23 protein-coding genes are annotated in these 22,138 nt (G+C 72.7%); 12 read left to right on the forward strand and 11 right to left on the reverse strand.

Going from position 1 to position 22,138, the window contains the following annotated elements; genetic code table 11:
- Positions 1 to 47 precede the first annotated feature (47 nt).
- Both VFZ92_RS15870 and VFZ92_RS15875 read right to left on the reverse strand, forming a co-directional pair.
- Positions 48 to 1,217 carry an AI-2E family transporter gene (locus VFZ92_RS15870; RefSeq protein WP_330876693.1) on the reverse strand — a complete coding sequence of 390 codons (1,170 nt, stop codon included), beginning with the start codon at positions 1,215 to 1,217 and terminating at the stop codon, positions 48 to 50.
- A 104-nt stretch (positions 1,218 to 1,321) separates the two neighbouring features.
- Positions 1,322 to 1,588: a GlsB/YeaQ/YmgE family stress response membrane protein gene (locus VFZ92_RS15875; RefSeq protein ID WP_330876694.1), complete on the reverse strand. Its 267-nt coding sequence runs from the start codon at positions 1,586 to 1,588 to the stop codon at positions 1,322 to 1,324.
- A gap of 236 nt (positions 1,589 to 1,824) precedes the next feature.
- On the opposite strand from VFZ92_RS15875, the gene VFZ92_RS15880 reads away from it, so the two are divergent.
- Together VFZ92_RS15880 and VFZ92_RS15885 are read left to right on the forward strand one after the other, a co-directional pair.
- Positions 1,825 to 2,229, forward strand: coding sequence for a hypothetical protein (locus VFZ92_RS15880; protein WP_330876695.1), 405 nt, complete (start codon positions 1,825 to 1,827; stop codon positions 2,227 to 2,229).
- 64 nt (positions 2,230 to 2,293) lie between these two features.
- On the forward strand, positions 2,294 to 2,686 hold the full coding sequence (locus VFZ92_RS15885; protein WP_330876696.1) for a hypothetical protein: 393 nt from the start codon (positions 2,294 to 2,296) through the stop codon (positions 2,684 to 2,686).
- 615 nt (positions 2,687 to 3,301) lie between these two features.
- On the opposite strand, the gene VFZ92_RS15890 is transcribed toward VFZ92_RS15885, so the two are convergent.
- Positions 3,302 to 3,760: an Lrp/AsnC family transcriptional regulator gene (locus VFZ92_RS15890; protein WP_330876697.1), complete on the reverse strand. Its 459-nt coding sequence runs from the start codon at positions 3,758 to 3,760 to the stop codon at positions 3,302 to 3,304.
- A 62-nt stretch (positions 3,761 to 3,822) separates the two neighbouring features.
- Here VFZ92_RS15890 and VFZ92_RS15895 point away from each other — a divergent pair, with 62 nt between their 5' ends.
- From VFZ92_RS15895 to VFZ92_RS15905, 3 genes are read left to right on the forward strand one after another with little or no spacing between them, the layout of a single operon-like run.
- Entirely contained in the window at positions 3,823 to 4,515 is a 693-nt protein-coding gene (locus VFZ92_RS15895; protein ID WP_330876698.1) for an AzlC family ABC transporter permease, read from the forward strand.
- The gene (locus tag VFZ92_RS15900; RefSeq protein ID WP_330876699.1) at positions 4,508 to 4,837 is read left to right on the forward strand and encodes a branched-chain amino acid transporter permease; all 330 of its coding nucleotides are present in this window, start codon (positions 4,508 to 4,510) and stop codon (positions 4,835 to 4,837) included. Before VFZ92_RS15895 ends, VFZ92_RS15900 begins: the two co-directional genes overlap by 8 nt.
- A gap of 21 nt (positions 4,838 to 4,858) precedes the next feature.
- Entirely contained in the window at positions 4,859 to 5,452 is a 594-nt protein-coding gene (locus VFZ92_RS15905) for a TetR/AcrR family transcriptional regulator (protein ID WP_330876700.1), read from the forward strand.
- 4 nt (positions 5,453 to 5,456) lie between these two features.
- On the opposite strand, the gene VFZ92_RS15910 is transcribed toward VFZ92_RS15905, so the two are convergent.
- Both VFZ92_RS15910 and VFZ92_RS15915 read right to left on the reverse strand, forming a co-directional pair.
- Entirely contained in the window at positions 5,457 to 6,251 is a 795-nt protein-coding gene (locus VFZ92_RS15910) for an SDR family NAD(P)-dependent oxidoreductase (RefSeq protein ID WP_330876701.1), read from the reverse strand.
- Between the two features lie 148 nt (positions 6,252 to 6,399).
- The gene (locus tag VFZ92_RS15915) at positions 6,400 to 7,257 is read right to left on the reverse strand and encodes an alpha/beta hydrolase (protein WP_330876702.1); all 858 of its coding nucleotides are present in this window, start codon (positions 7,255 to 7,257) and stop codon (positions 6,400 to 6,402) included.
- Positions 7,258 to 7,444: 187 nt separating this feature from the next.
- Between VFZ92_RS15915 and VFZ92_RS15920 the strand changes: the two genes are divergently transcribed.
- A complete protein-coding gene (locus VFZ92_RS15920) occupies positions 7,445 to 9,889 on the forward strand; it encodes a LuxR family transcriptional regulator (protein ID WP_330876703.1) in 2,445 nt (814 codons plus the stop codon).
- A gap of 7 nt (positions 9,890 to 9,896) precedes the next feature.
- On the opposite strand, the gene VFZ92_RS15925 is transcribed toward VFZ92_RS15920, so the two are convergent.
- Positions 9,897 to 11,147, reverse strand: coding sequence for an ABC transporter substrate-binding protein (locus VFZ92_RS15925; protein WP_414719908.1), 1,251 nt, complete (start codon positions 11,145 to 11,147; stop codon positions 9,897 to 9,899).
- Positions 11,148 to 11,390: 243 nt separating this feature from the next.
- Between VFZ92_RS15925 and VFZ92_RS15930 the strand changes: the two genes are divergently transcribed.
- Entirely contained in the window at positions 11,391 to 11,828 is a 438-nt protein-coding gene (locus VFZ92_RS15930; protein WP_330876704.1) for a hypothetical protein, read from the forward strand.
- Positions 11,829 to 12,069: 241 nt separating this feature from the next.
- Entirely contained in the window at positions 12,070 to 12,864 is a 795-nt protein-coding gene (locus tag VFZ92_RS15935; RefSeq protein ID WP_414719906.1) for an NPP1 family protein, read from the forward strand.
- Between the two features lie 36 nt (positions 12,865 to 12,900).
- Here VFZ92_RS15935 and VFZ92_RS15940 read toward each other — a convergent pair whose 3' ends face one another.
- Positions 12,901 to 13,716, reverse strand: a complete 816-nt coding sequence (locus VFZ92_RS15940) for a helix-turn-helix transcriptional regulator (protein WP_330876705.1) — start codon at positions 13,714 to 13,716, stop codon at positions 12,901 to 12,903.
- 101 nt (positions 13,717 to 13,817) lie between these two features.
- Between VFZ92_RS15940 and VFZ92_RS15945 the strand changes: the two genes are divergently transcribed.
- Positions 13,818 to 14,864 (forward strand): LLM class flavin-dependent oxidoreductase, encoded by a 1,047-nt coding sequence (locus VFZ92_RS15945; RefSeq protein WP_330876706.1) that lies wholly within the window; start codon positions 13,818 to 13,820, stop codon positions 14,862 to 14,864.
- 4 nt (positions 14,865 to 14,868) lie between these two features.
- Here the strand turns inward: VFZ92_RS15945 and VFZ92_RS15950 are convergent, their stop codons facing one another.
- Positions 14,869 to 16,149: a class I tRNA ligase family protein gene (locus tag VFZ92_RS15950; protein ID WP_330876707.1), complete on the reverse strand. Its 1,281-nt coding sequence runs from the start codon at positions 16,147 to 16,149 to the stop codon at positions 14,869 to 14,871.
- Positions 16,150 to 16,331: 182 nt separating this feature from the next.
- Here VFZ92_RS15950 and VFZ92_RS15955 point away from each other — a divergent pair, with 182 nt between their 5' ends.
- Entirely contained in the window at positions 16,332 to 16,817 is a 486-nt protein-coding gene (locus tag VFZ92_RS15955) for an SsgA family sporulation/cell division regulator (RefSeq protein ID WP_330876708.1), read from the forward strand.
- Positions 16,818 to 16,838: 21 nt separating this feature from the next.
- On the forward strand, positions 16,839 to 17,648 hold the full coding sequence (locus VFZ92_RS15960; RefSeq protein WP_330876709.1) for an arylamine N-acetyltransferase family protein: 810 nt from the start codon (positions 16,839 to 16,841) through the stop codon (positions 17,646 to 17,648).
- Positions 17,649 to 17,724: 76 nt separating this feature from the next.
- Here VFZ92_RS15960 and VFZ92_RS15965 read toward each other — a convergent pair whose 3' ends face one another.
- The 3 genes from VFZ92_RS15965 to VFZ92_RS15975 are packed head-to-tail and all read right to left on the reverse strand — an operon-like array spanning position 17,725 to position 21,001.
- Complete coding sequence (locus VFZ92_RS15965) at positions 17,725 to 19,095, reverse strand: fatty acid--CoA ligase family protein (RefSeq protein WP_330876710.1); 1,371 nt, start codon at positions 19,093 to 19,095, stop codon at positions 17,725 to 17,727.
- Positions 19,095 to 20,192: a 3-dehydroquinate synthase II gene (locus VFZ92_RS15970; protein WP_330876711.1), complete on the reverse strand. Its 1,098-nt coding sequence runs from the start codon at positions 20,190 to 20,192 to the stop codon at positions 19,095 to 19,097. The genes VFZ92_RS15965 and VFZ92_RS15970 overlap by 1 nt, the downstream gene beginning before the upstream one ends.
- Positions 20,189 to 21,001, reverse strand: a complete 813-nt coding sequence (locus tag VFZ92_RS15975) for a 2-amino-3,7-dideoxy-D-threo-hept-6-ulosonate synthase (RefSeq protein WP_330876712.1) — start codon at positions 20,999 to 21,001, stop codon at positions 20,189 to 20,191. Before VFZ92_RS15975 ends, VFZ92_RS15970 begins: the two co-directional genes overlap by 4 nt.
- Before the next feature lie 181 nt (positions 21,002 to 21,182).
- Between VFZ92_RS15975 and VFZ92_RS15980 the strand changes: the two genes are divergently transcribed.
- Positions 21,183 to 22,138, forward strand: a 956-nt coding sequence (locus tag VFZ92_RS15980) for a LysR family transcriptional regulator (RefSeq protein WP_330876713.1), incomplete at its 3' end; no start/stop codon positions are given.

Here is a 22,138-nt window from a genome sequence, read left to right on the forward strand (position 1 = left end):
CGGGTACCCCGCTCACCCGCCGTTCACGACAGGCGCGGGGCGGACCGTCACGGCGCCCGGCCCGCCTCGGTGTCCAGACCGGGTTCGTCCGGGGCGGACTCCTCCGGCTCGCTCGCGTGCACGTCCGCCGGGTCCACGTGCTCGTCGGCCTCGCTGAGCAGCGACCGGATCCCGGAGTTCAGCACCGCCAGCAGCGGGACGGACAGCAGCGCGCCCGCGATGCCGCCGACGAGCAGGCCGCCCGCGATGGCCAGCACGACCGCCAGCGGGTGCAGCTTCACCGCGCGGCCGAGCAGGAGCGGTTGCAGCACGTGGCTCTCGAGCTGCATCACGGCGATCACGATGCCCGCCACCACGAGCCCCGCGACCACACCGTTCGCGACCAGCGCGATGAGGATCGCGATGCTGCCCGCGACGACGGCTCCGATGATCGGGATGAAGGCGCCGAGGAACACCAGCGCCGCCAGGGGGATCGCGAGCGGGACGCCGAGCACCGCGAGCCCGATGCCGATGCCCACGGCGTCCACGACCGCGACCGCGGACGTGGCGCGCACGTAGCTCACCAGCGCCGCCAGCCCGCGCCTGCCCGCCACGTCCACCCTGGTGCGCACGCGGTCCGGGGCGGCGCGGATGAGGAACTGCCAGATGCGCGGGCCGTCGTAGAGGAAGAAGATGAGGGTGAACAGCACCAGCAGCGCCTGGGTGAGGATCTCGCCGACCGTGGCGGCCGTGGTCAGCGCTCCCGTGGTGATGTCGGCCTGGTTCTCCGTCAGCGTCGCCATGAACCGGGAGGACGCCTCGCGGATCTGGCTGTCGCTCAGGTGCAGCGGCCCCTCGGTCAGCCACCTCGTCGCCGTGTCGACGCTCTGCGACAGCTGCGAGACCAGACCGGGGACGCCGTTGACGAAGGTGACGACGACGAACGTCAGCACCCCGCCGAGGATCACCAGGCCGCCGATCAGGACCAGCGCGGTCGAGATGCCCCTCGGCACGCCGAGCCCGGTGAACAGGTCCACGCCGGGCGCCAGCAGCGCGGCCAGCAGCAGCGCGATGGCCACCGGCACCACGATCCCCGCGAGGTACCCGGTCACGGTGCCGACCACGTAGAGCGCGGCCACCACGACGAGGAACCGCCAGCCGATCGCCGCGGTCACCCGCAGGATCCGGGGCACGACGTCCTTGACGTCGCCCTCGGGGGATCTCCCGCTTCCGTTCATGCCGTCACCGCTCCGCCGTGGTCCACCGAGAAGTCCCCAGGACATGACGAACCCCGGCGACAGGGGGGTGGGTCGCCGGGGTTCGTTCCGCACACCTCGGTGGTCTAGGCGTGCGCGCGCCTGCCCGTCACCAATCGGTAGATGCCGAGCAGGATGAGCGAGCCGAGGATGGCGAGCAGCCAGGTGCTCAGGTCGAAGAAGCTGTTGATGTCGCTGTTGAACAGCGCCCGGCCGACGAAGCCGCCGAGGATCGCACCGACGATGCCGATCAGCATCGTGACGATGATGCCGCCGGGGTCCTTGCCCGGCATGATCGCCTTCGCGATGGCTCCGGCGATGAGACCCAGGACGATCCAGCCCAACACACCCACGGTAGTTCTCCTTCATCCGACGGCGGCAACGGGTTCCGCCGCCGCTCAGGTCCTGCTTGGTGGAGGAGTGCCCTCCGCACACCGGCTTCAAACAACATTCGCGGGCGGATCCTCGCCGTGGCCGACCGGCCCCGGTGGCGCGGCGGCCGTTCGGTCGCCCGGACTGGTCCACCCGCTTCACCCGGCTGAGTAGTCCTGCTCTGGCGGGTGACGCCGAGGTGGCGCACAGTGAAGGCATGAGTACCGAACGGACACCTGCCAGGTCGCTCCTCTTCGCACTCGGTCTCGGCGTGCTCTCCGTCGGCACGTGGTGGGCCTTCCTCGGCACGGACGGCACCCGCGACGTCGACCCCGTGACCGGCTCCACCACCGGCCCCTACGAGGCGCCACAGGTCATCGCGTGCTGCCTCGTCCTCATCGGACTGGTCGCCGCGGGGGCGGTCGTCGCCCCGCCGTGGCTGGCCGTCGTCTCGGTCGCCGTGCCGTTCACCGTCGCCTGGAGCCTGCACGCGGCGGCCCAGGACGACTCCGGCCTGTGGGCGGTCGGCGGCGTGCTGGTCCTGCTGGGGACCGTCGGCGGCGGTGCGCTGGTCGCCGCCGGGACCGGGTTCCTGCGGCGCCGGGTCAGCTCCTCCCGCTGACCGTCCCGCGGCGCGGGCGGGCCTCCGCCGGGCCCGGCCGCGCGTCCACCGTAGGCTGGGCGGCATGACGTTCTCCCTGCCCGGTCTGGGCGAGCTGGCGCCGGTCGACGGCGCGCCGGACGGCGTGACGTGCTGGACGACGACGAGCGGCGGCGAGACGGTGGCCGTCCTGGTCGAGGAGCCGTCCACAGTGGACGACCTGGACCCCGCCTTCATCACCGGCGTGCTGGCCGACCGCGAACGCCTCCTGGCCGTCGCCCGCGCCGCCGTGGCGGACGCGCTGGGCGCCGCCGTGGCCGAGTCGGCCGACGAGCCGGAGTTCACCTTCCACACCGGACAGGACTGGGTGCTCCGCTTCGCCGAGTGCGCCGAGCCCGGCCTCACCGAACTGGGCGTCCTGGTCGTCTTCGAGGGCCACGAGGTGACCGAGGTCGACGACTTGGCGGAATCGGAGTAGCCCTCCGCGCCGGTGCGGTCACAACGTCCAGGGCGTGCACCGAAGTCGATCAGAGCCACTCGTTGACCGCGGCGACGTGCACGGTGGTCACACTCCACCGCGTGACGTTGTTCGCAGTCCTCGGGGAGCAAGGCCCTCGCACCCCTTGGCCTTGCGATGCGCGTCCTGGTCGGCCTCGCTCGGGATGGTCGTCTTGATCCCGCGACGACGCAGATGCTCCCGGTTGGCCTTGGACGTGTACGCCTTGTCGTCCGGGCCGACCACCGGCCACCCGAGGCACCCGGATCCCGCGCGACACCGGGACGAACTGCGGGCTGCCACCACGCTGACCGCGCACCGACGCCTACTCGCCGGCGGATCCCGTCGATCAACTGCCGCGTGCTCCACGAGGACCGGACCGGGACGGCGTGGGCAGCAACGGTTGCGGCGTCGCCCATCGCGCGTCGGTCAGGTCGAACCGCCCCGCCACCGCCAGGACGTTCACGAGGTCTCCGGTGTTCAGGTTCTTCATGGTCGACGAACCGATCGCCGGAGACCTCGCTCATCTTCGATCACCAACACGCTGAACAGCGCCAACCTCGATCGACGTCACCTCAGCCGACTTCGATGCAGGCCCTAGTCTGCGGACTTGACCTCGCGCATCGTGAGGTGCGAGTCGACGCGGGCCATCGCCGGGAGGCTCATCACCTTCTCCACCAAGAACTTCTCGTACGCCTGCGCGTCCTCCACGAGCACCCGCATCAGGTAGTCGGGCCTGCCGAAGAGCCTCCGGCACTCGACGACCTCCTCGTAGGAGCGCAGCAGCGCCTCCAGCTCGTCCACCGTCGCGCGGTCGTTCACCCGGATCTCGGCGGTCACGACGACCTCGAACCCCCGACCGGTCGCCGCGAGGTCCACGCGCGCCCGGTAGCCGGTGATGATCCCGGCGTCCTCCAACCGCTTCACCCGCCGCAGGCACGGCGGTGGCGTCAGCCCGATCCGCCTGGCCAGTTCGACGTTGGTCAGACGACCGTCCTGGCTCAGGTGGAACAATATTTCCCGATCGACCGAGTCCAGTGACAGTTTGTTGCTCACAAGGCCAGTCTACGGGCAGAAGACGACACCACATCACGTCCGTTTCGAAATATGGTTTCCCCATGTCCCGCATCGCACCCCTGGCCCGCCGAGCGCTCCGCGACACCCGGTCCGTGAGCGTCGCCTTCCTCGCCCTCGGCGCGACGCTCGGCGTCCTGGTCGTCCACTCCGGACTGGAGTGGTGGTGGGCCACCGCGTTCACCTCGCTCGTCTACGCGGGCTCGCTGGAGTTCCTGCTCGTCGGCATGGTGGTCGCCGCCGCCCCGCTGGCGACCGTCGCGGTGACCGCCTTCCTGGTCAACCTGCGGCACGTCTTCTACGCCGTCTCCTTCCCGCTGCACCGGATCCGGGGCGCGGCGGGCAAGGCGCTCGGCACGTTCGGCCTGACCGACGAGGCGTTCGCACTCGTCACGGCCGCACCGCCGCACGAGTGGACGGGCGCGCGAATCCTGTGGCTGCAAGGCTTCTGCCAGCTCTGCTGGGTCGGCGGCGCGACCGCGGGCGCGCTGCCGGGCCCACTGGTCCCCTCCTCCGTCGCGGGCCTGGAGTTCACCCTGACCGCGCTGTTCGTCGTGCTGGCCCTGGACGCCCACCACACCCGGCGGGACGTGCCGACGGCGGTCACCGCCGCGCTGAGCGCCGTCGGCGCGCTGCTGCTGTTCCCCGAGCGGATGCCGCTCGTGGCGATGGCGCTGTTCACCGCGGGCCTGCTCGTGCGGCGAGCGGCGTCGACCAGGAGGCGCGCCGATGCCTGACCACGCCTACGTCTGGGCCGCCGTCGGCGTCAGCGCCGCGGTCACGTGGCTGCTGCGCGCGCTGCCGTTCGCGGTCCTCGTGCCGCTGCGCGACTCCGCGGTCCTCGCCTACCTCGGCCCGCGGATGCCCGCGGGCGCGATGCTGGTGCTCGCCGTCCACACCCTGCGCGACACGCACCAGTCCTCCGCGCCGGCGGTCGTCGTCGGGCTCGCGGTGACCGCCGGCCTGCACCTGTGGCGGCGCAACGCGGTGCTCAGCGTCCTGGGCGGCACGGCGGTCCACGTGGTGCTCCTCACCGCACTGGAGTTGTCAGTCCGGTGACCGGTGGTTAGCGTCGGGATCATGACCAGGACGTTGACGGCCAAGGGCGCGGCGACCAGGGCGCGCATCGTCGAGGGCGCGGCGGAGCTGTTCCGCACCGGCAACGTCGTGACCACGACGCTGGACGACGTCCGGCTCCGCACCGGCACCAGCAAGAGCCAGCTCTTCCACTACTTCCCCGACGGCAAGGAGCAGCTGCTGCTCGCCGTGGCCGAGCTGGAGGCCGAGCGCGCCGTGGAGGACGGCACGTTCTGCCTCTCGCACCTCACGACGTGGGCCGCCTGGCACGAGTGGCGCGCGACCGTGGTCGACCGCTACCGCTCCGAGCGCGACGGCTGCGCCCTGAGCGCCCTGTACCTCCAGCTCGGGCACGGCACCCCGGCGGCCAAGGCGGTCCTGCGGCTGCTGCTGGGCCGCTGGGGCGACCAGCTCGCGGCGGGGATGCGCGCGATGCAGGCCTCGGGCGAGCTGTCGCCGTCGTTCGAGGTCGACCGCGCCGCCCCCGCCCTCCTGTCGGCGTTGCAGGGCGGCGTGACGATCCTGATGGCGACCGGCGACAGCTCCCACCTGGAGGCGGCGCTGGACGAGGCCATCGAGCGGATGCGCGCCGCCTGAGCGGTCACGCCGCCGCCGAGTACCAGTTCCCGTCGAACCGCAGCGTGATCCCGGTCAGGAAGTCCGCCACCGGGCTGGCCAGGTACGCCACGGCCGAGGCGATCTCCTCCGGCCGCGCGATCCGGCCGATGTCGTTGGGCGCCACCGCCCGCACGACCTCGGACTCCATCTCCTCCCACGTGCCGGTCAGGCCACGGGCGCGGCCGACCTCGGTGAGCCGCGTCCTCGACGCGGGGGTGAGGATGCCGCCGGGCGCGACCACGTTCGAGGTCACCCCGGACTCGCGCAGGTCACGGGCGAGCGACAGGGACAGGTTGTCCCGCGCCGCGTTGGTCGCGTTGTAGTGCGGCTGCACGGCCAGCGGCATCACCGACATCACGCTGCCGATCTGGACCACCCTCCCCCACCGGCGCTCGCGCATGGACGGCACCAGCCGCTGGACCATCCGCACGCTGGAGATCACGTTGGTGTTGTAGATGTCCGCCCAGTCGGCGGACGTCGCGGTCGTCCAGCTCTTCGACATGTCGAAGACGCCGACGTTGTTGACCAGGACGTCGATCCGGCCAGCCGCCCGCGCGACCTCGTCGGCCCCGGCGTCGGTCCCGACGTCGCCGATCGCGGTGGTCGCCGTCCCGCCGTCGGCCTCGATCTCCTCCACCACGGCGGCGGCGCGCGCCGCGTCCCGCCCGTGCACCACCACCTCGGCGCCCTCCGCCGCCAGTGCCTTCGCGATGGCCGAACCGAGTCCGGAGCTCGACCCGGTCACCAGCGCCCGCTTGCCCGTCATCCGCAGATCCACCGTGCGTTCCACCTTCCTGGGTTGTGGAACCCACGGTGCCCCGCAAAAAATGGACCGGCAAGTCCAGTCTTGGGGTCCTCCGCGGATGGACACGCCGAACGCCGCGACGACTGAGGGATCGTCGCGGCGCCGGGCAGGGAGCGGCGGGTCAGGAGTTGGGGCAGGTGTTGCGGTATTCCTGCACCAGGGTCCCGCTGGACGGTCCGGGGCAGAGGAACTGCTCGTAGCGGGTGTCGTTGTCGATGAAGCGCTTGAGCCAGGAGATGCTGTACTTCGCGACCGTGACGTTGGCGCTGGTGGGCGCGCCGTGGCTCGCGTTGTTCAGCTCCAGGTACGCCTTGTCCGGGGCCGAGCTGAGGCTGGTGTAGAACGGCTCGGCGTGCTGGGCGACCGGGGCGGTGGTGTCGTTCTCCGCGCCGATCACCATCGTCGGGACGCGGACCGTGGTCCAGCTCTTGGTCGTGTGCCACGGGGCCAGCGGGATGGCCGCCTGCAACGCCGGTCGGGTGCGGGACGCGGCCAGGGAACCGCCACCGCCCATCGAGTGGCCCATGACACCCAGGCGGGTGCCGTCGACGCGGGTGCGGGCCGCGCTGGAACCGGTGAGGTAGTCGAGCGCCGCCAGGAGCTGCGCGCCGCGGCTGTCGGGCTGGTCCAGCGTCGAACTGGTGTCGATGGTGAACACGACGAAGCCCTGGGACGCCAGGCGCGGACCCAGCCAGCTCACGCTGGACTGGGAGGCGGTGAAGCCGGGCGAGATGGCGATGCCGCCGAACGTGCCGTCGGCGGTGCTGGTCGGGTAGTAGATCGTGCCGCCGCCGAAGCCGGAGACCGAGGACCGCGAGACGGTGGTCGTCGTGACGGCGTACGGGCCGCGCGCCGCCTCGACGCTGGCGGTGGTGGGGGCCGGTCCGCGTTCGTAGGGGTTCGCGGCGGCCGTCGCGGGCACGGCTGTGACGCCTGCCAGCAGCACGGCCAGCGCGGGGATCAGGTTGCGGAGTCGCACAGGGAAGCTCCTCGTTCACGCAGGGGATGAACACCGCTGACCTAACGGCAGCGCCGCGCCCGCGCGCATCGGCGGATGTGCCGGTCCACCGCAACCCCGACCGCAACCCCCGCGCGCCGGGGCATCGGTGGGAACACCCGACTCGCGGCGGTTCCCACGGCCGCCGGGATGTGGCAGAACTGGGACCATGCTGCTTGGACGTGACCGGCAGCGCGTCGCCGTGGACGCGGTGCTCGATCGCGCCCGTGCGGGCCGCGGCGGTGCGCTGGTGCTGCGGGGCGAGGCAGGCTCCGGCAAGACGTCCCTGCTGCGGGCCGCGCGACAGGCGGGCGCCGACTTCGACGCCGACGGCGACCGGCGGGTGCTGCTGTGCGTGGACGACGCGCACCTGCTGGACGCGGCGCACCTGCTCGACCTGGTGGCCGCCGTCGAGGCCGAGCCGGTGGCCGTGCTGATCGCGACCGAGGGGTCGACGCACGGGCTGCCGTGCGTGGAACTGGAGCCGCTGGACCACGCCACGAGCATCCGGGTGCTGCGGGACCTGCGGCCCGGCCTGTCACCGGACCTGGCCGACGACCTGGCGCACACCGCGTGCGGCAACCCGCTGGCGCTGGTGGAGCTGTCCCGTTCGCTGACCAGCGAGCAGCTCGGCGGCGCCGCGCCCGCTCCCGCAGGCCTGCCGGGCGACAGCTCGCTGCGCAGGCGGCTGCGGGCCCGGCTGGAGGCGCTCTCCCCCGCCGCGCACCGGGCCCTCGCGATGGTGGTCGTGGACGGCGACGTCGACGTCGACACGCTCGTGCGTCTGCCGGACCTCGGTGTCGCCGCCGTCGAGGAGGCCGCCGCGCTGATGGACCCCAGGCCGCTGGTCCGGGAGACCCTGCGCACGGAACTGACCCTGTCGTCCCGCTACGCCGCCCACGCCGCGCTGGCGGAGGTCCTGCCACCGGGTCCGCGCCGCACGTGGCACGAGGCCGCGCTGGCACCCGGCGCGCGGGACGCGCAGGCGGACGCCCTGGCGCACGCGGCGGCGCTGGCCCGCGGCCGGGGCGACTACGCCGCGGCGGCCCGCGACCACGGCCGCGCCGCCGTGCTGACCACGGGGTCCGACGAGCGGGCGCGCAGGCTGGTGGCGTCGGCGGCCGACCACTGGAAGCGCGGGGTGCCCCACCGGGCCCGAGCGCTGCTGCGCGAGGCCACGCCCCTGTCGGACCGGGTCGAGCTGCGGGCGCTGGCCGACGTCGTGCGCGGTGGCCTCGACCTGGGCAACGGCCTGCCCGACACGGCCGCGCGCAGGCTCATGGGGGCGGCGGGTGAGCTGCTCGGCAGCCGCAGGGCGCTCGCCATCACCGCGCTCGGGTTCGCGGGCGAGGCGGCGGCCATCGCGGGCGACCACCGCCTGCACGGTCAGGTGGCCGACTTCGCCGCCTCGCTGCGGTCGGCCGACGACCCGCCGGGGACGGCGCTGACGCTGGACCACCTGACGGGCACCGCCGCGAGCTACGCGGGCAGGCACGCCGAGGCGTTGCCCGCGCTGCGGTCCGTGGTCGCGCTGGCCGACCTCGACCCGGCCCCGCAGTCGAAGGTCTGGGGCGGTCACGCCGCCTACATCCTGGGCGACGCCGCCAAGGCCCACGAGCTGGCGGGGCGCGGGGTGACCGCCGCGCGGGAGAGCGGCCTGACCACGCTCGTGCCGTGGGCGCTGACGTGCCGCGCCCTGTCCGCGCTGATGGTGGACCAGCACGCCGCCGCCCACACGTCCGCGTTCGAGGGCGTGCACGCCGCCACGGCGGCGGGCCAGCACAACGCGGTGGTCGACCACCTGGCCGTCCTCGCGCTGCTGGCCGCGCTGCGCGGCGACGCGGACACCGCCGCGCACCGGATCGACACGGCGGGCGAGCAGATCGACCAGCGCGGCCTCGGGCGGTGCGGCACGATCGGCGCCTGGGCGAACGTGTGCGTCGACCTGGCCCGCGACCGGCCGTCCGACGCGCTGCGCCGCATCCCCCCGATCGCCGCGGGCGGCGTGCACGCGGGCATCAAGGCGATGGCCGCGCCGCACCTGGTGGAGGCCGCCGTGGCGTGCGGTCGCCCGTCCACCGCCGACCGCGCGCTGCGCCGCTTCGACGACTGGGCGCACAGCACCGGCAGCCCCGGCAGGCTGGCGCTCGCCCACCGCTGCCACGCGCTGGTCTCCACCGGAGGGGAGGCCGACGAGCACTTCGACGAGGCGATCCACCTGCACCAGGTCAGCGGTACGACGATGGAGCTGGCCAAGACCGAGCTGTTCCACGCGACCCGGCTGCGCCGCAACCGCAAGCCCAAGCGGGCGCGGGAACTGCTCCGCGACGCCGTGCGCCACTTCGAGCACCACGAGGCCGACTACTGGTCGGACCGGGCCCGCGCGGAGCTGCGCCTCGCGGGTGAGCCCAGCACCGAGCCGAAGGCGGGGCGGGCCGCCGAGCTGACGCCCCAGCAGTCGCAGATCGCCAGGCTGGTGGCCGAGGGCGCGACCAACCGCGAGGCCGCCGCGAGGCTGTTCCTCAGCCAGCGCACCGTGGAGCACCACCTCCGCAACATCTTCACCAAGCTCGGCATCCGCTCCCGCGTCGAGCTGACCAAGGTCTTCAGCTGAGCGGGCGCTACTTGGCGAGCTTCGTCGCGCCCTCCACGGCCTGGCGCCACGCCTCGTCGACCTCGGTGCCGTTCTCCACGGCCTGGAGGGCGTCGGCGAACACCTTGTCCTGGATCTGGCCCGCGGCGGGACCCTTGTGCTGCGCGGTGGAGACCTTGTTGGCCTGCTCCGCGAACAGCGCGCCGACCTTCGCGTTGCCGAAGTACGGGTTGGTCTGGTTGAGCAGCGCGGGTGAGAGCAGCGCCTCGTTCTGGCTCGGGAAGGCGCCCTTGGCGGTGAACGCCTTGATCTGCTGCTCCGGCGCGGTCAGCCACGCGGCCAGCTCCGCGGCCTCCTTCGGGTGCTTGCCCTGCTTCGGCACGGTCAGGAACGAGCCGCCCCAGTTGCCCGCGCCTCCGGGGAACGAGGCCGTGACGGCCCACTTGTCCTCGTTCTCGGGGCCGGACTGGGCCTCGATGACGCCGAGCATCCACGACGGGCAGGTCTTCGTGGCGAAGGCGGCGGTCTTGAACGCGGTGTTCCACTCGTTGCCGAACGCCACGAGCTTGGCGGACTGGCCGCCCTCGACCGCGGCGGTCACCTGGTCCCAGTCCTTCTTCACGGCCTCGTTGGTCTCCACGACCAGGTTGTCGTCCAGGTCGTAGTAGCCGACCTTGTTCTGGTTGACCATCGCGTTGAACACCTGGGAGGCGCTGTCGAACCAGGCCTTGTCGGACTTCGCGACGAACTGGGCGCCCGTGGCGAAGTAGCTCTCCCAGGTGGCGAACAGCTCGCCGACGGCCTCGGGGTCCGACGGCAGGCCGACGTCCTCGAACAGGTCGCGGCGGTAGCACATCGCCATCGGTCCGATGTCGGTCCCGTAGCCGATCAGCTCGCCGTCGCGGTTGCTGGCGGTGTCGGACTTCCACTGGAGCCAGCGTTCGGCCGTGACGTCGGGCGGCCCGATCTGGTTCAGGTCGTTGAACTGGTCGGACTTGGCCATGACCTGGTTGATCCAGCCCTCTTCGACGGCTTCGACGTCGGCCAGCCCGGACCCGGCCGCCAGCTTGGTGAACAGGGTCTGGTGGTGGTCGTCGGCCTTGCCGGTCTTGCGGTGCGTGATCCGCACGTGGGGGTGGGTGTCCTGGTACTGCTTGATCAGGTCCTCGTAGCCGAACTCGTTGAACGTCGCGATGGTCAGTTCGACGTCGTCGACAGCGGTCGAGGCGTCCTCACCCCCGCACGCGGCGGTGAGGGAGAGCAGCGCGGCGCAGGTCAGCGCCGTGACCCGTCTGTGGGCACGGTGGGGCACGTGTCGACTCCTCTGGCTGGGGGCAGGGGGAACTGGGAGCGCTCCCAGACAGGGAGTGTGCGCAGCGCCACACGACAGTGTCAAGGTTTGGTGTCCAGCCCGTTACCGTTGATCACAATCCCGCTGATCTGCGGAAACGCTGGGTATCGCCACCAATCCCGTCCGTTACCGGGCCCGTCACACCCGAGGGCCGCGCGCCGTCCGGATGACATGACCACCAACGCTCGACGGATCGTCCTGCTCCTCCTCGCGCTCACGGCCGCCGTCGTCGGCTCGTGGGCCTACCTCGCCCCCGTGCACTGGTACTCGACCTTCCCCGGCTTCGGCAGGCGGTGGCTGCCGGTGCTCGGCCCGTACAGCGAGCACCTGGTCAAGGACGTCGGCGCGATGTACCTCGGGCTGCTGGGACTGAGCCTCGCCGCCGCGTGGCGCGCGACCGACACGTTCACCGTCCGCGTGGCGGGCGTCGGGTGGACCGTGTTCAACGTCCTGCACCTCGCCTACCACCTCCAGCACCTGGGCATGTACCAGCCGATCGACCAGGTGCTGAACGCCGTGGCCCTGTCGTCGTTCGCGGTCGCGGGCGCGGTCCTGCTGCTGCCCGCGAGGGCGACGCGACCGGCCGCGGTCGCGGAGGCGCGCACCTGAGCACGCCTCCGAGGTCTCACCGGCGCGGCGCCCGGCTCCGGGGTGCCCGCCGGGTGTGATCACTGTTCTCCTGCCGCGTCCCGCGCATTCATCGGACGTCCCACCCACCGCCACTTGACTTCGATCTCATATTCGCAACACTTCTTCATGTTTGGCCCTGGTGACGGGCCTCACACCGGTAGCGCACACCGAGCCGCCGCGGTGGTCGCGGGTCGTTTGGACGAGGAGCACCATGCGAGCAGTGAGTTCACGGACGTCGGAGCGTCCACCGGTACGGCGGCGGGCCGGGAGGGTGTCGTTCGTCCTGGGCACCGTGGCGGCGGTGCTGTTCGCGAGCGCGGGGGTCGCGCTCGCGGACCCGCCGCAGGCGCTCGACTGGTCAGCCCCCTGGGAGGACCGCACCTACGAGCCCGCCTTCGACTACGACGGCGACGGCTGCTACCCCACCCCCGCCATCGGCCGGGACGGCACCATCGCCCCCGGCCTCAAGACCACCGGCGCGGTCAACGGCAGCTGCCACGACTCGTGGGACCTGGACAACACCAACGCGTACTCGCGGGTGAAGTGCAACAACGGGTGGTGCGGCTACATCTACGGCCTGTACTTCGAGAAGGACCAGGCCGTCGCGGGCTCGGGACTCGGCGGGCACCGGCACGACTGGGAGCACGTCGTGGTCTGGGTGCAGAACGGCACCGCGCAGTTCGTCTCGACCTCCGCGCACGGCAAGTACAACACCTACGCCCGCAACCAGGTGGCGTGGGACGAGACGGGCAACCACCCCAAGGTGGTCTACCACAAGGACGGCCTGTCCACGCACTGCTTCCGGCTCGCGGGCTTCGGCGAGCAGCCGGAGAACCACAAGGGCACGTGGCAGTACCCGCCGCTGGTCGGCTGGGACGGCTACCCCGCGGGCCTGCGGGACCGGCTGACGTCGGCCGACTTCGGCTCGGCCCAGTTCGGCCTCCGCGAGGGCTCGTTCTCGGGGGAGCTGTCGAAGGCCAAGCCCGCGAGCATCCCGTTCAACCCGAACGGCTGACCTGACGAGGGCCGGGGAGGCGCGGCCTCCCCGGTCTCAGGACACCAGCGAGTCCAGCAGCCGCAGGCGCTCCGCCGAGTCGGACCCCGGCGCGGCACCGCTGAAGATGACCCGCTGGCCGGGGTCGTCGGGCAACCGGAGGCTCTCCTCGTTCAACGTCATCCGCCCCACGAGCGGGTGGTCGTACTGGCGCACCGAGTGCAGGCACTCCGCCACCGGGTGCGTCGCCCAGATCCGGGCGAACTCCGCGCTCCTGATGCTCAGGTCGCCGATCAGCTCGGCCAGCAGCCGGTCGTCGGGCTGGTCGCTCGACGCCATCCGCAGGTACGACGCCGCGTTGCGGGCCTCGGCCTCCCAGTTCACGACCAGGTCCCGCATCGCGGGCTCCAGGAACACCTGCCTCGCCAGGTTCGGTCGCTCGTCGGGCCTGAGCCCGAGCAGCGCGAACCCCAGCCGGTTGCCGCCGAGCAGGTCGGTGCGGCGGCCGACGATGATCACGGCCTGCTCGGTGGTGCCCTCGGCCAGCGCCAGCACCGGGTCCCGCACCACCTCGGGCCCGGTCTCGCGGCGGGTGACCTGCGCGGGCCACGCCAGGCGCAGCAGGTGCAGCCGCTCGCCCTCGTCCAGGCGCAGCGCGTTCGCGAGGGCCTCCATGACGGAGTCGGACATCTGGTGGCTCTCGCCCTGCTCGATGCGGGTGTAGTAGTTCACGCTCACGCCCGCGAGCCGCGCGACCTCCTCGCGCCTGAGCCCCGGCACCCGGCGCGGCGTGCCGTAGGTCGGCACACCGGTCTCCGCGGGCGACAGCGCCGCCCGCCTGGACCGCAGGAACTCGCCCAACTGCTCGCTCATGCCCCCATCGTCCTTCCCCGTCCCGGCCCGTGCCCTCCCCTGTCGTGGGTACCCACGAGGTGGTGGGGCGCGGGCACCCGCACCCGGTTCAACATCGGGGCATGACGACGTATTCGAGCGGCACCACGCTCGGTCTGGACACCTTCGGCGACGTCCTCACCGACGACGCGGGAGCGCCGATGTCCCACGCCGAGACCCACCGAGGCCTGGTCGACCACGGTGTGCTCGCCGACCAGGTCGGACTCGACTTCTTCGGCATCGGCGAGCACCACACGGAGGAGATGCCCCTGTCGGCGCCGGACCTCGTGCTGGCCGCCGTCGCGGCCCGCACCTCCCGGATCCACCTCGGCTCCGCGGTCACGGTGCTCAGCTCCGACGACCCGGTGCGGGTGTTCCAGCGGTGCTCGACGCTGCACGCGCTCTCCGACGGCCGCGCGGAGGTGGTCCTGGGACGCGGGTCGAGCACCGAGTCGTTCCCGCTGTTCGGCTACGACCTCGCCGACTACGACGAGCTGTTCGAGGAGAAGGTGGACCTGTTCGCCCGGCTGCTGGAGGAGGAGCCGGTGCACTGGTCCGGCCGGACCCGGCCGCCGCTGACCGGGCAGCGGGTCGTGCCGCGCACCGAGTCCGGCCCGATCCCGACGTGGATCGGCGTGGGCGGCAGCCCCGAGTCGGTGCTGCGCACGGCGCGGCACGGGATGTCGCTGATGCTCGCGGTCATCGGCGGCCCGGCGGCGCGGTTCCGGCCGTTCGCCGACCTGTTCCGCGAGGCCCAGCGGCGGCTGGACCGGCAGGCGAGGCCGATCGGCGTGCACTCGCCCGGCCACGTCGCCGACACCGACGCCGCCGCGCGGGAGCAGCTGTTCCCGCACTACCTGGAGGTGCTCACGCGGATGTCGCGGCAGCGCGGGTTCCGGCCGCCCAGCAGGGAGGTGTTCGAGCAGGAGGTCTCCGAGAACGGCTCCTGGTACGTCGGCTCGCCCGAGACCGTCGCCCGCAAGATCGCCGCCACGCTGCGGACGCTCGGCGCGACCCGCTTCGACCTCAAGTACGGCATCGCGGGCCTCCCGGCCGGTGCGGTGCTGCGCAACATCGAGCTGTACGGGACGAAGGTCGCGCCGATGGTGCGCGACCTGATGGCCTCCTGACCGGTCAGAGCCGCCGCAGCAGGTCCTGGTGCGGCGGCAGCGCACCGGTCAGCGTGATGCACTGCTGGGCGATCCGCGTGGCCAGGGCGGGCACGAACGGAGTCAGCTCGCGGGCCAGCACGCGGCAGGCCGACAGCTGGGCCGCGAGCACGACGTCGAGCCTCCTGCCCGCCGCGGCGTCGCCGCCGCGGTCGGCGCGGGCCAGGTCCCACGGGCGGGCGAGGCGGGCGAACGCCCGCGCCTCCTCCACGATCCGCCACACGGCCGTGGTCGCCCGCTCGAAGTCGACCGAGGCGAGCGCGTCGCGCACCCGTTCGGGGGCCTCGCGGCACACCGCGTCCAGCGCCTCGGCGCCCTCGACGGGCCCGCCGGCGACCGGCGGCTTCCCGACGCGGTAGCGGTGGACCATCACGGTGACCTGGTCGACCAGGTCCGCCAGGCCCTTCAGCAGGTCGCCGTTGCCCCGCGAGACGACCCGCGACGCGGCGGAGGCCGTCGTGCGGGGCGCGTCGCGCAGCAGCCACCACCGCACCGCGTCCGAGCCGTACCGCCGGGCCAGGTCACCGGGCCAGGCGGACTCGTCCTCCCGGCTCTCGACGTCGTCGAGCACCAGGACGTCGGTGGGCAGCGGCAGGCCGGCGGACAGCAGCACCGCGGGCCAGTGCACGGCGTGCGAGCGCAGCAGGCGGTGGGCCACCACGTGCGCGCGGCGGTCGCCGCCGGTCCACCAGCGCCGCACGTTCGGGCCGTCGACGCCGTGGCCGAGGCTGGTCACGTACGTGGCGACCTCGTCCCACCACGGGGCGACGAACCGGCCGGGGTCGCCCGGCACCGGGATGGTGCCGGGCCCGGAGGCCGCGACGTCCGGGAGCCCCCGACCGAGCAGGTCGAGCACCTCGTCGCGGTGGACGGCCGGTTCGACCCCGACCTTGCCGCCGCCGATCAGGTCGCGGAGCCGGTCGACGTGGCGGGACAGCCGGAAGTACCAGGTCCCCGCCTCGACGTGGAGGTCACCGGCCTCGGCGCACGCCAGCCAGAGCCGCTCGACCCCGGCGGAGTGCCTGCCGTCGCGGCCGGGGCCCGCGAACTCGGTGTAGGACAGGGCCAGCGGCTCCCGCAGCTCGGCGAACGCGTCGGACGCCGCGCCGGTCAGGAACCGCACCCGGTCGCCGAGCAGCCTGCGGTGCCTGGCGAGCACGTCGGCCCGCACGACCTCCAGCGCGTACCCGAGGTCGGGCCGCTCGCCGCGGTGGGCGACGGCGGTGGTCAGGTAGCACCGCGACATCGGGCACCTCCAGGTCTCGGGGCTCCGGCCGGACCGTAGCAGCGGAGCAGGCGCCGGTCCCCCGGTTTTCACCGTCCACAGAGGACTCACGGGCTTTGGTCGCGGTTCGATCACGAAACGCATCCAGGGCCCGCGCCGGGCCTCCTCACGGGAAAGGCCCGCCGCCTGGAAGGACCCGACCGATGAACCGCGGACCCCACTCCTACCAGCACCGCGAAGGCGACGACCAGCAGTGGTTGTCGTGCTTCGGCGTCGACACCACGCACACGGTGGTCGGCAGCAGCACCAGGACCGTCGTGGTGTCGCGCGACGGCTGGCGCCGCAACCGGACCGGCACGCCCGTGTCGCTGAGCTGGTCGACCACCGACCCGTTCGCCGTCGTGCTGCTGCTGCACGACGACGAGATCACGAGCTGGACGTTCTCCCGCGAACTGCTCGCCGAGGGCGGCGGGATCGGGGACGTGCGCGTGCGCCACGGCCTGGTGACCAGCGTCGAGCTGGACTCGCGGACGCTGCGGATCACCCTGCGGCTGTCGGTGACGTGGGTCGAGGACTTCCTCCGCCACACCCAGGACGTGATGCCGCTGGGCACCGAACCGAGCCTGGCCGACGCGGGCGAACCCGCGTGGTCGACCGAACTGGCCCGGCTGTCGGACTGGCCGGGGTGATCCACTCCTAGACTGCCGCGCATGGGACCGCTCGCCGACGCCTACCTGGACCGGATCGGGTACCGCGGCGACGTGGCGCCGAGCGCGGAGGTGCTGGGGGCACTGCACCGGGCGCACCTGGCGACCGTGCCGTTCGAGAACTTCGACGTGCACCTGGACGCCGTCGTGCCGCTGGACCGCGCCACGATCCTGGACAAGGTGGTCGTGCGCCGCCGCGGCGGCTACTGCTACGAGCTGAACACCGCGTTCGCCGAGCTGCTGGGGGCCCTGGGGTTCGACGTGACGCTCGCGTGCGCGGCGATCTGCGACCGCGACGAGGCCGACCCGCACTGGGGCAACCACCTGGCGCTGCTGGTGCGCGTCGGCGGTGGCACGTGGGTCGCCGACGTGGGGATGGGCCAGGGTTTCCTCGACCCGCTGCCCCTGCGCGCGGGCCGCCACGACCGCGGCGGGTTCGACTTCGAGGTCGCCCCCGACGACGACTGGTGGATCGGGATGCACCGGCACGGGCGGCTGCCCGGCTACCGGCTGCGCGAGGAGCCCGTCGACCTGGCCTCGTTCCAGCCGCTGCACCGGTTCCAGACGACGGCGCCGGAGTCGCCGTTCGTGCGGCTGGTGATGGCGCAGCGACCGCACGACGACCACGTGCTGACGCTGGTCGGCACCCGCCTGACGTCGGACGGACCCGCGGGCCGGGTCGAGACGGCCCTGGACACCCACACCGAGTACGCCGCCGTGCTGGCCGAGCGGTTCGGCGTGCCGACCGCCGAGGTCGACACCGCGAGGCTGCACCGGATCGCGCACGCCTCGACCACCGCCCACGCCGGGTGAGCGGTGGTCGAGGCACGAGCGCCACGACCGGCGGCCGGAAGGGGTGCCCCGCGTCGAGGGGCCGAGGTCGCCGGACCTACGGCGACCCGGCCAGCACCGACCGGTCCCGGACCAGCTTCCCGTTCGGCGTCCTGGGCAGCTTGCGCAGCACCCGCACCGCGCTCGGCTGCTTGAAGTCCGCCAGCCGCGCCGCGCACCAGCCGACGACGGTGGCCTCGTCCAGCTCGTCCGACGTCGTCGCCACGTACGCCTCGACCGCGCCGTCGAACACCACGATCGCCTCGTCCACCAGGGGGTGGGTGCGCAGCACGTCCTCGATCTCCAGCAGGTCGATGTTGTTGCCGCCGAAGATGACCAGCGAGTCCGCGCGTCCGTGCAGGGTGAGCAGCCCGTCGTCGGTCAGCTCGCCCCGGTCGCTGGTGCGCCACCAGCCGTTCGAGTAGTTGGCCCCCTCCGGCTGGATGAGGTAGGGCGAGGCGTCCATCCCGACCTCCACCTGCCCGTCGCGCACCCGCAGCCGGATGCCGTCGCACACCGGGCCGACGGTCGGCCGGGTGAGGCCGGTGACGTCCATCGTGAGGATGCCGGTCTCCGTGGTGCCGTAGCCCTGGCCGATCGGCAGGCCGTACAGGGCGGCGAAGCGCTCCTCGACCTCCCGCGGGATCAGCTCGCCGCCGGAGAGCACCCAGCGCAGCGCGGGCAGCGCGGGCGGGTCCTCGACCTGGTTGAGCGCCGCGTAGTGGTGCGGCAGGCCGGTGATCCCCACGACGGCGTGCTCCGCGGCGGTCTCGGCGATGTCCCGCCCGGACTCCTGGGTGGAGAACACGAGGGTCACGCCTGCGTCCAGCGACCGCAGGATGCCGAACGCCAGGCCGAAGCTGTGCGACGTGGAGCTGAGCAGCAGCACCCCCTCCCCCGCCACCGGCATGTTCGGCAGCCGGTTGAACACCTCCACCTCCGTCCGCAGCGACCCCGCGGTGCGGGCGATGACCTTGGGCACGCCGGTGGAGCCGGAGCTGAACTGCACCAGGCAGTGGTCGGTCGACGCGGGCACGCCGTCGGCGTGCGCCTCGGTGACCAGCTCGAAGCGCTCGCGGAACCGCACGGGCGTCCGCCCGACGTCACCCGCGCGCACCACGAACTGGCCGCGGCACCGCGCCCGCAGCGCCTCCAGCTCGACCGGGGCGAGCCTCGGTTCGACCAGCATCACCTGCGCGCCCAGCGACCAGAGCGCCAGCAGCGCCTGGACCTGGGTGAAGCTCGCGGGCGACTGGAGCACCACGGTGCTGCCGCGCCGCACGCCCGCCGCGGCGAACCCGCGCGCGTCGGCCGCGACCGCGGCCCGCAGCCCCCCTCGGGTGACGGAGTCGCGGTGGGTCAGGAACGGGGCGTCGTCGGCGCCCTTCGCCAGCAGGTCGGCGATCAGGTCCTCGATGCGGAGCGTCATCAGCTCTCCCTGCAGAACTCGCCGATGGGGTAGCCCACGTGCCGCTGGTCGGTCGCCACGTAGCCGAGCAGCTCGTCGCCCCGCTGGAGTTCCGTGACGTTGCGGACCTTGCCGCCGGGTCCGAGGACCCGCACGTGCCAGTCGTCCTGCACGATGAGGGTCACCGCGACGCCCTCCGGCGAGTGGGCGGTGATGGTGAGCAGCGGCCGGGTCTCCAGCTTCGCCCTGCCCACCACGACCTTGCGCGTCCGGCCCTCGGCGTTGACCGCGAGCACGGACCCGCCGGACCGGAGTTCGCTCAGGTAGTTGGTGCGGTTGTCCGCGCCGAGCACGTAGGAGTGCAGCGCGCCCGCGTTGACCCGGAAGGGCCGGGTCGGCATGTAGGGCAGCGGGTGGGTCTCGCTGCAGCACAGGACGAACCCGGTGGAGAAGGAGCCGACGAGGATGCCCTCGTCCTCCTCGAAGTGCGTGCACGTGTCGACGCACACGCGGTCGCCGAGTCCGCTGTGCGCCACGGATTCCACGGTGAGGGTGGTGAGCTGGAGCGGGGGTGTGGCGGCCTCCAGGAGCCGCACGACCGCGAACACGTCGTCGGCGCCGCGCGGGGCCAGCATGACGCCGTCCGAGCCGTGCTCCAGGACGCCGAGGACGATCCCGGCCTCCTCCACGTCGGCGCACACGCAGATCAGCTCGCCGCTCGCGCGGTCCGCCGCCGCGATCACGATTTCGAGGGGGATCTTCGTGGGGTCGGTGAAGCTGACCACGGTGTGCGGCAGCTCCACGGCGGCGAGGCAGGCGAGCCGGAGCGTGCGGTCGTCCCGCACCTCCACGAACGCGGCCCGGCCCGTGCCGCGCAGCGCGTGCACGCCGTCCTCGTCGTGCACGACCTGCGCCACCACGTCGACGCCGTGCTCCCCCTCGGGCGGCGGGGTGCCGTCCGGGAGCAGGAGGACTCGCTTCACGGTCGGCGGGAGTGTCGCGAGCACGGCCGGGTCGGCCGCGACGACCGCGCGCGCACGGGCGTGCACGGCGGCGTCGACGACTCCTTCGAGCTGGTGTTCGGGTACTTGGCGGACATCGATCCAAGCGAATTTCACGCGGCACCTGTCGTGGTCGTGATGGGGTGATCGGCGTGGGCGCCCCGGCGGGCGCCCTGGTGGACAGCGGACGAGAGGCCCGCGACGAGGCTGCGGGGAGCCGGGTCGGTGAAGACGCGGCGGCCGATCGCGAGACCGGCGCACCCGGCGCGCATCGCCGCGGCGGCGTACCCGAGCGGGTCGACGTGGTCCACGGGCCCGCCCGCGGCGAGCACGGGGATCGGGCAGTGCGCGGTCACGTCGGCCATGCGGCTGATCGGCAGCGCCATGGAGGTCTTGACGATGTCCGCGCCGAGGTCGGCGGCGATGTTGACGACGTGCGACAGCAGCACCGGGTCGTGCGGATCGGCGATCCGAGGGCCGCGGGCGTAGGCCATCGCGATCAGCGGGACGTTCCACGCGTCGCACGCCGACGCGACGACGCCGAGGTCGGCGAGCTGCCGCTCCTCGGTGTCCGAGCCGATGTTGACGTGGACGCTGACCGCGTCGGCGCCCAGCCGCAGCGCCTCCTCCACGTCGCCGACGAGCACCTTGGCGTTGGTGTCGGCGGCGTGGGCGGTCCCGGCGCTGAGGTGGACCACCAGCGCGCAGTCGCCGAGCACGGCCGGGTCGATCAGGCGGACCCGGCCCTTGTGGACCACGATCGCGTCGGCCCCACCGGCCACCACGGCGGTGATGAGCCCGCCCCAACGGTGGTTGGGAACGACGGGTCCGTCCGAAACGCTGTGGTCGAGCGGGACGAAGAGGTACTTTCCATCGTGCGGCCGTGATAATCGCCTCAGCCGCAGCGCTTTTCGGGTGTCAGACACGGTTGAGCCGCTCCTTCAATTCGGTCGATTCAGCAGACCAGAAAACGGAAGGGGCGGGCAGTATCAGGAAGCGATAACTCGGGAGTTATACCCCTCATACCGAACTGAAGCGCCTTATCGGACCAATTTGGAAATCCGTTCGCAGCAGTCGGTGCCACGCTTCTGCAATAAGGTGTGTCCGGTGCGAGTAGAACTTCGTCACCTCCACGTCGTGCTCGCCGTCGCAGCGGCGGGCAGCATCAGGCGAGCGGCCACCGACTTGAAGATCGCACAACCCGGTCTCACGGCTCAGATCCGGCGGATCGAGCGGACGTTCGGGGGGCAGCTGTTCGTGCGGGCCCCGCACGGGATCGCGCTGACCGAACTCGGCGAGCACGTGGTCCTGCGCGCGCAGGAGATCGTGGAGAAGTTCGACGACCTGTGCACGACCGCCCGCAAGATCGCCGACCGGGCGCACCCCGCGTCCGTGCAGCTGGGCGGCGTCACCGGCACCCTGATCCCGCACCTGGTGTCGGCGGTGCGCCAAGTGCTGCCGGAGCAGGAGATCACGACGCAGATGGAGCGCACCGGCGAGGCCGTCCTCGACCACGTGCGCACCGAGAAGCTCGACCTCGCCGTCCTGGCCGAGTTCGCCCGCACGCCGCCGCGGGTCCCGTTCGGCGTGCACCGGAGACCCCTGCTGACCGAACCCGTCTTCGTCGCGCTGCCCGCGGACCACCGCCTCGCCGAACGTCCGGTGCTCGACCTGGCCGACCTCTCGGACGAGCGGTGGACCATGCCGGAGGAGTCCGTCGGCGGCCCGCGGTCGACGTTCCAGCTCACGTGCGAGGCCGCGGGGTTCACCCCGAGGTTCGAGCACTTCGGGGTCGACCTCGACACGGCGCTCGAACTCGTGCGGTCGGAGAACACCGTCACCGGCGTGCACCCGGCCGTGCGGGACGAGGCCGGGATCGTCGTCAAACCGCTCGTCGGCAACCCCCTGCACCGCAGGCTCGTCCTGGTGTGGCCGGAGAACTCGGCCGTCGCCGACCAGGTCGACCGGGTGCACGCCGGTTTCCTGGCGGGGTACCACCTCCGCGTGCACCGGAGCGCCGCCTACTCGAAGTGGTGGAGCTCCGGTGGAGCGGAGTTCGCCCT

It is taken from the genome of Umezawaea sp., assembly GCF_036375055.1.
Lineage (GTDB): Bacteria > Actinomycetota > Actinomycetes > Mycobacteriales > Pseudonocardiaceae > Umezawaea.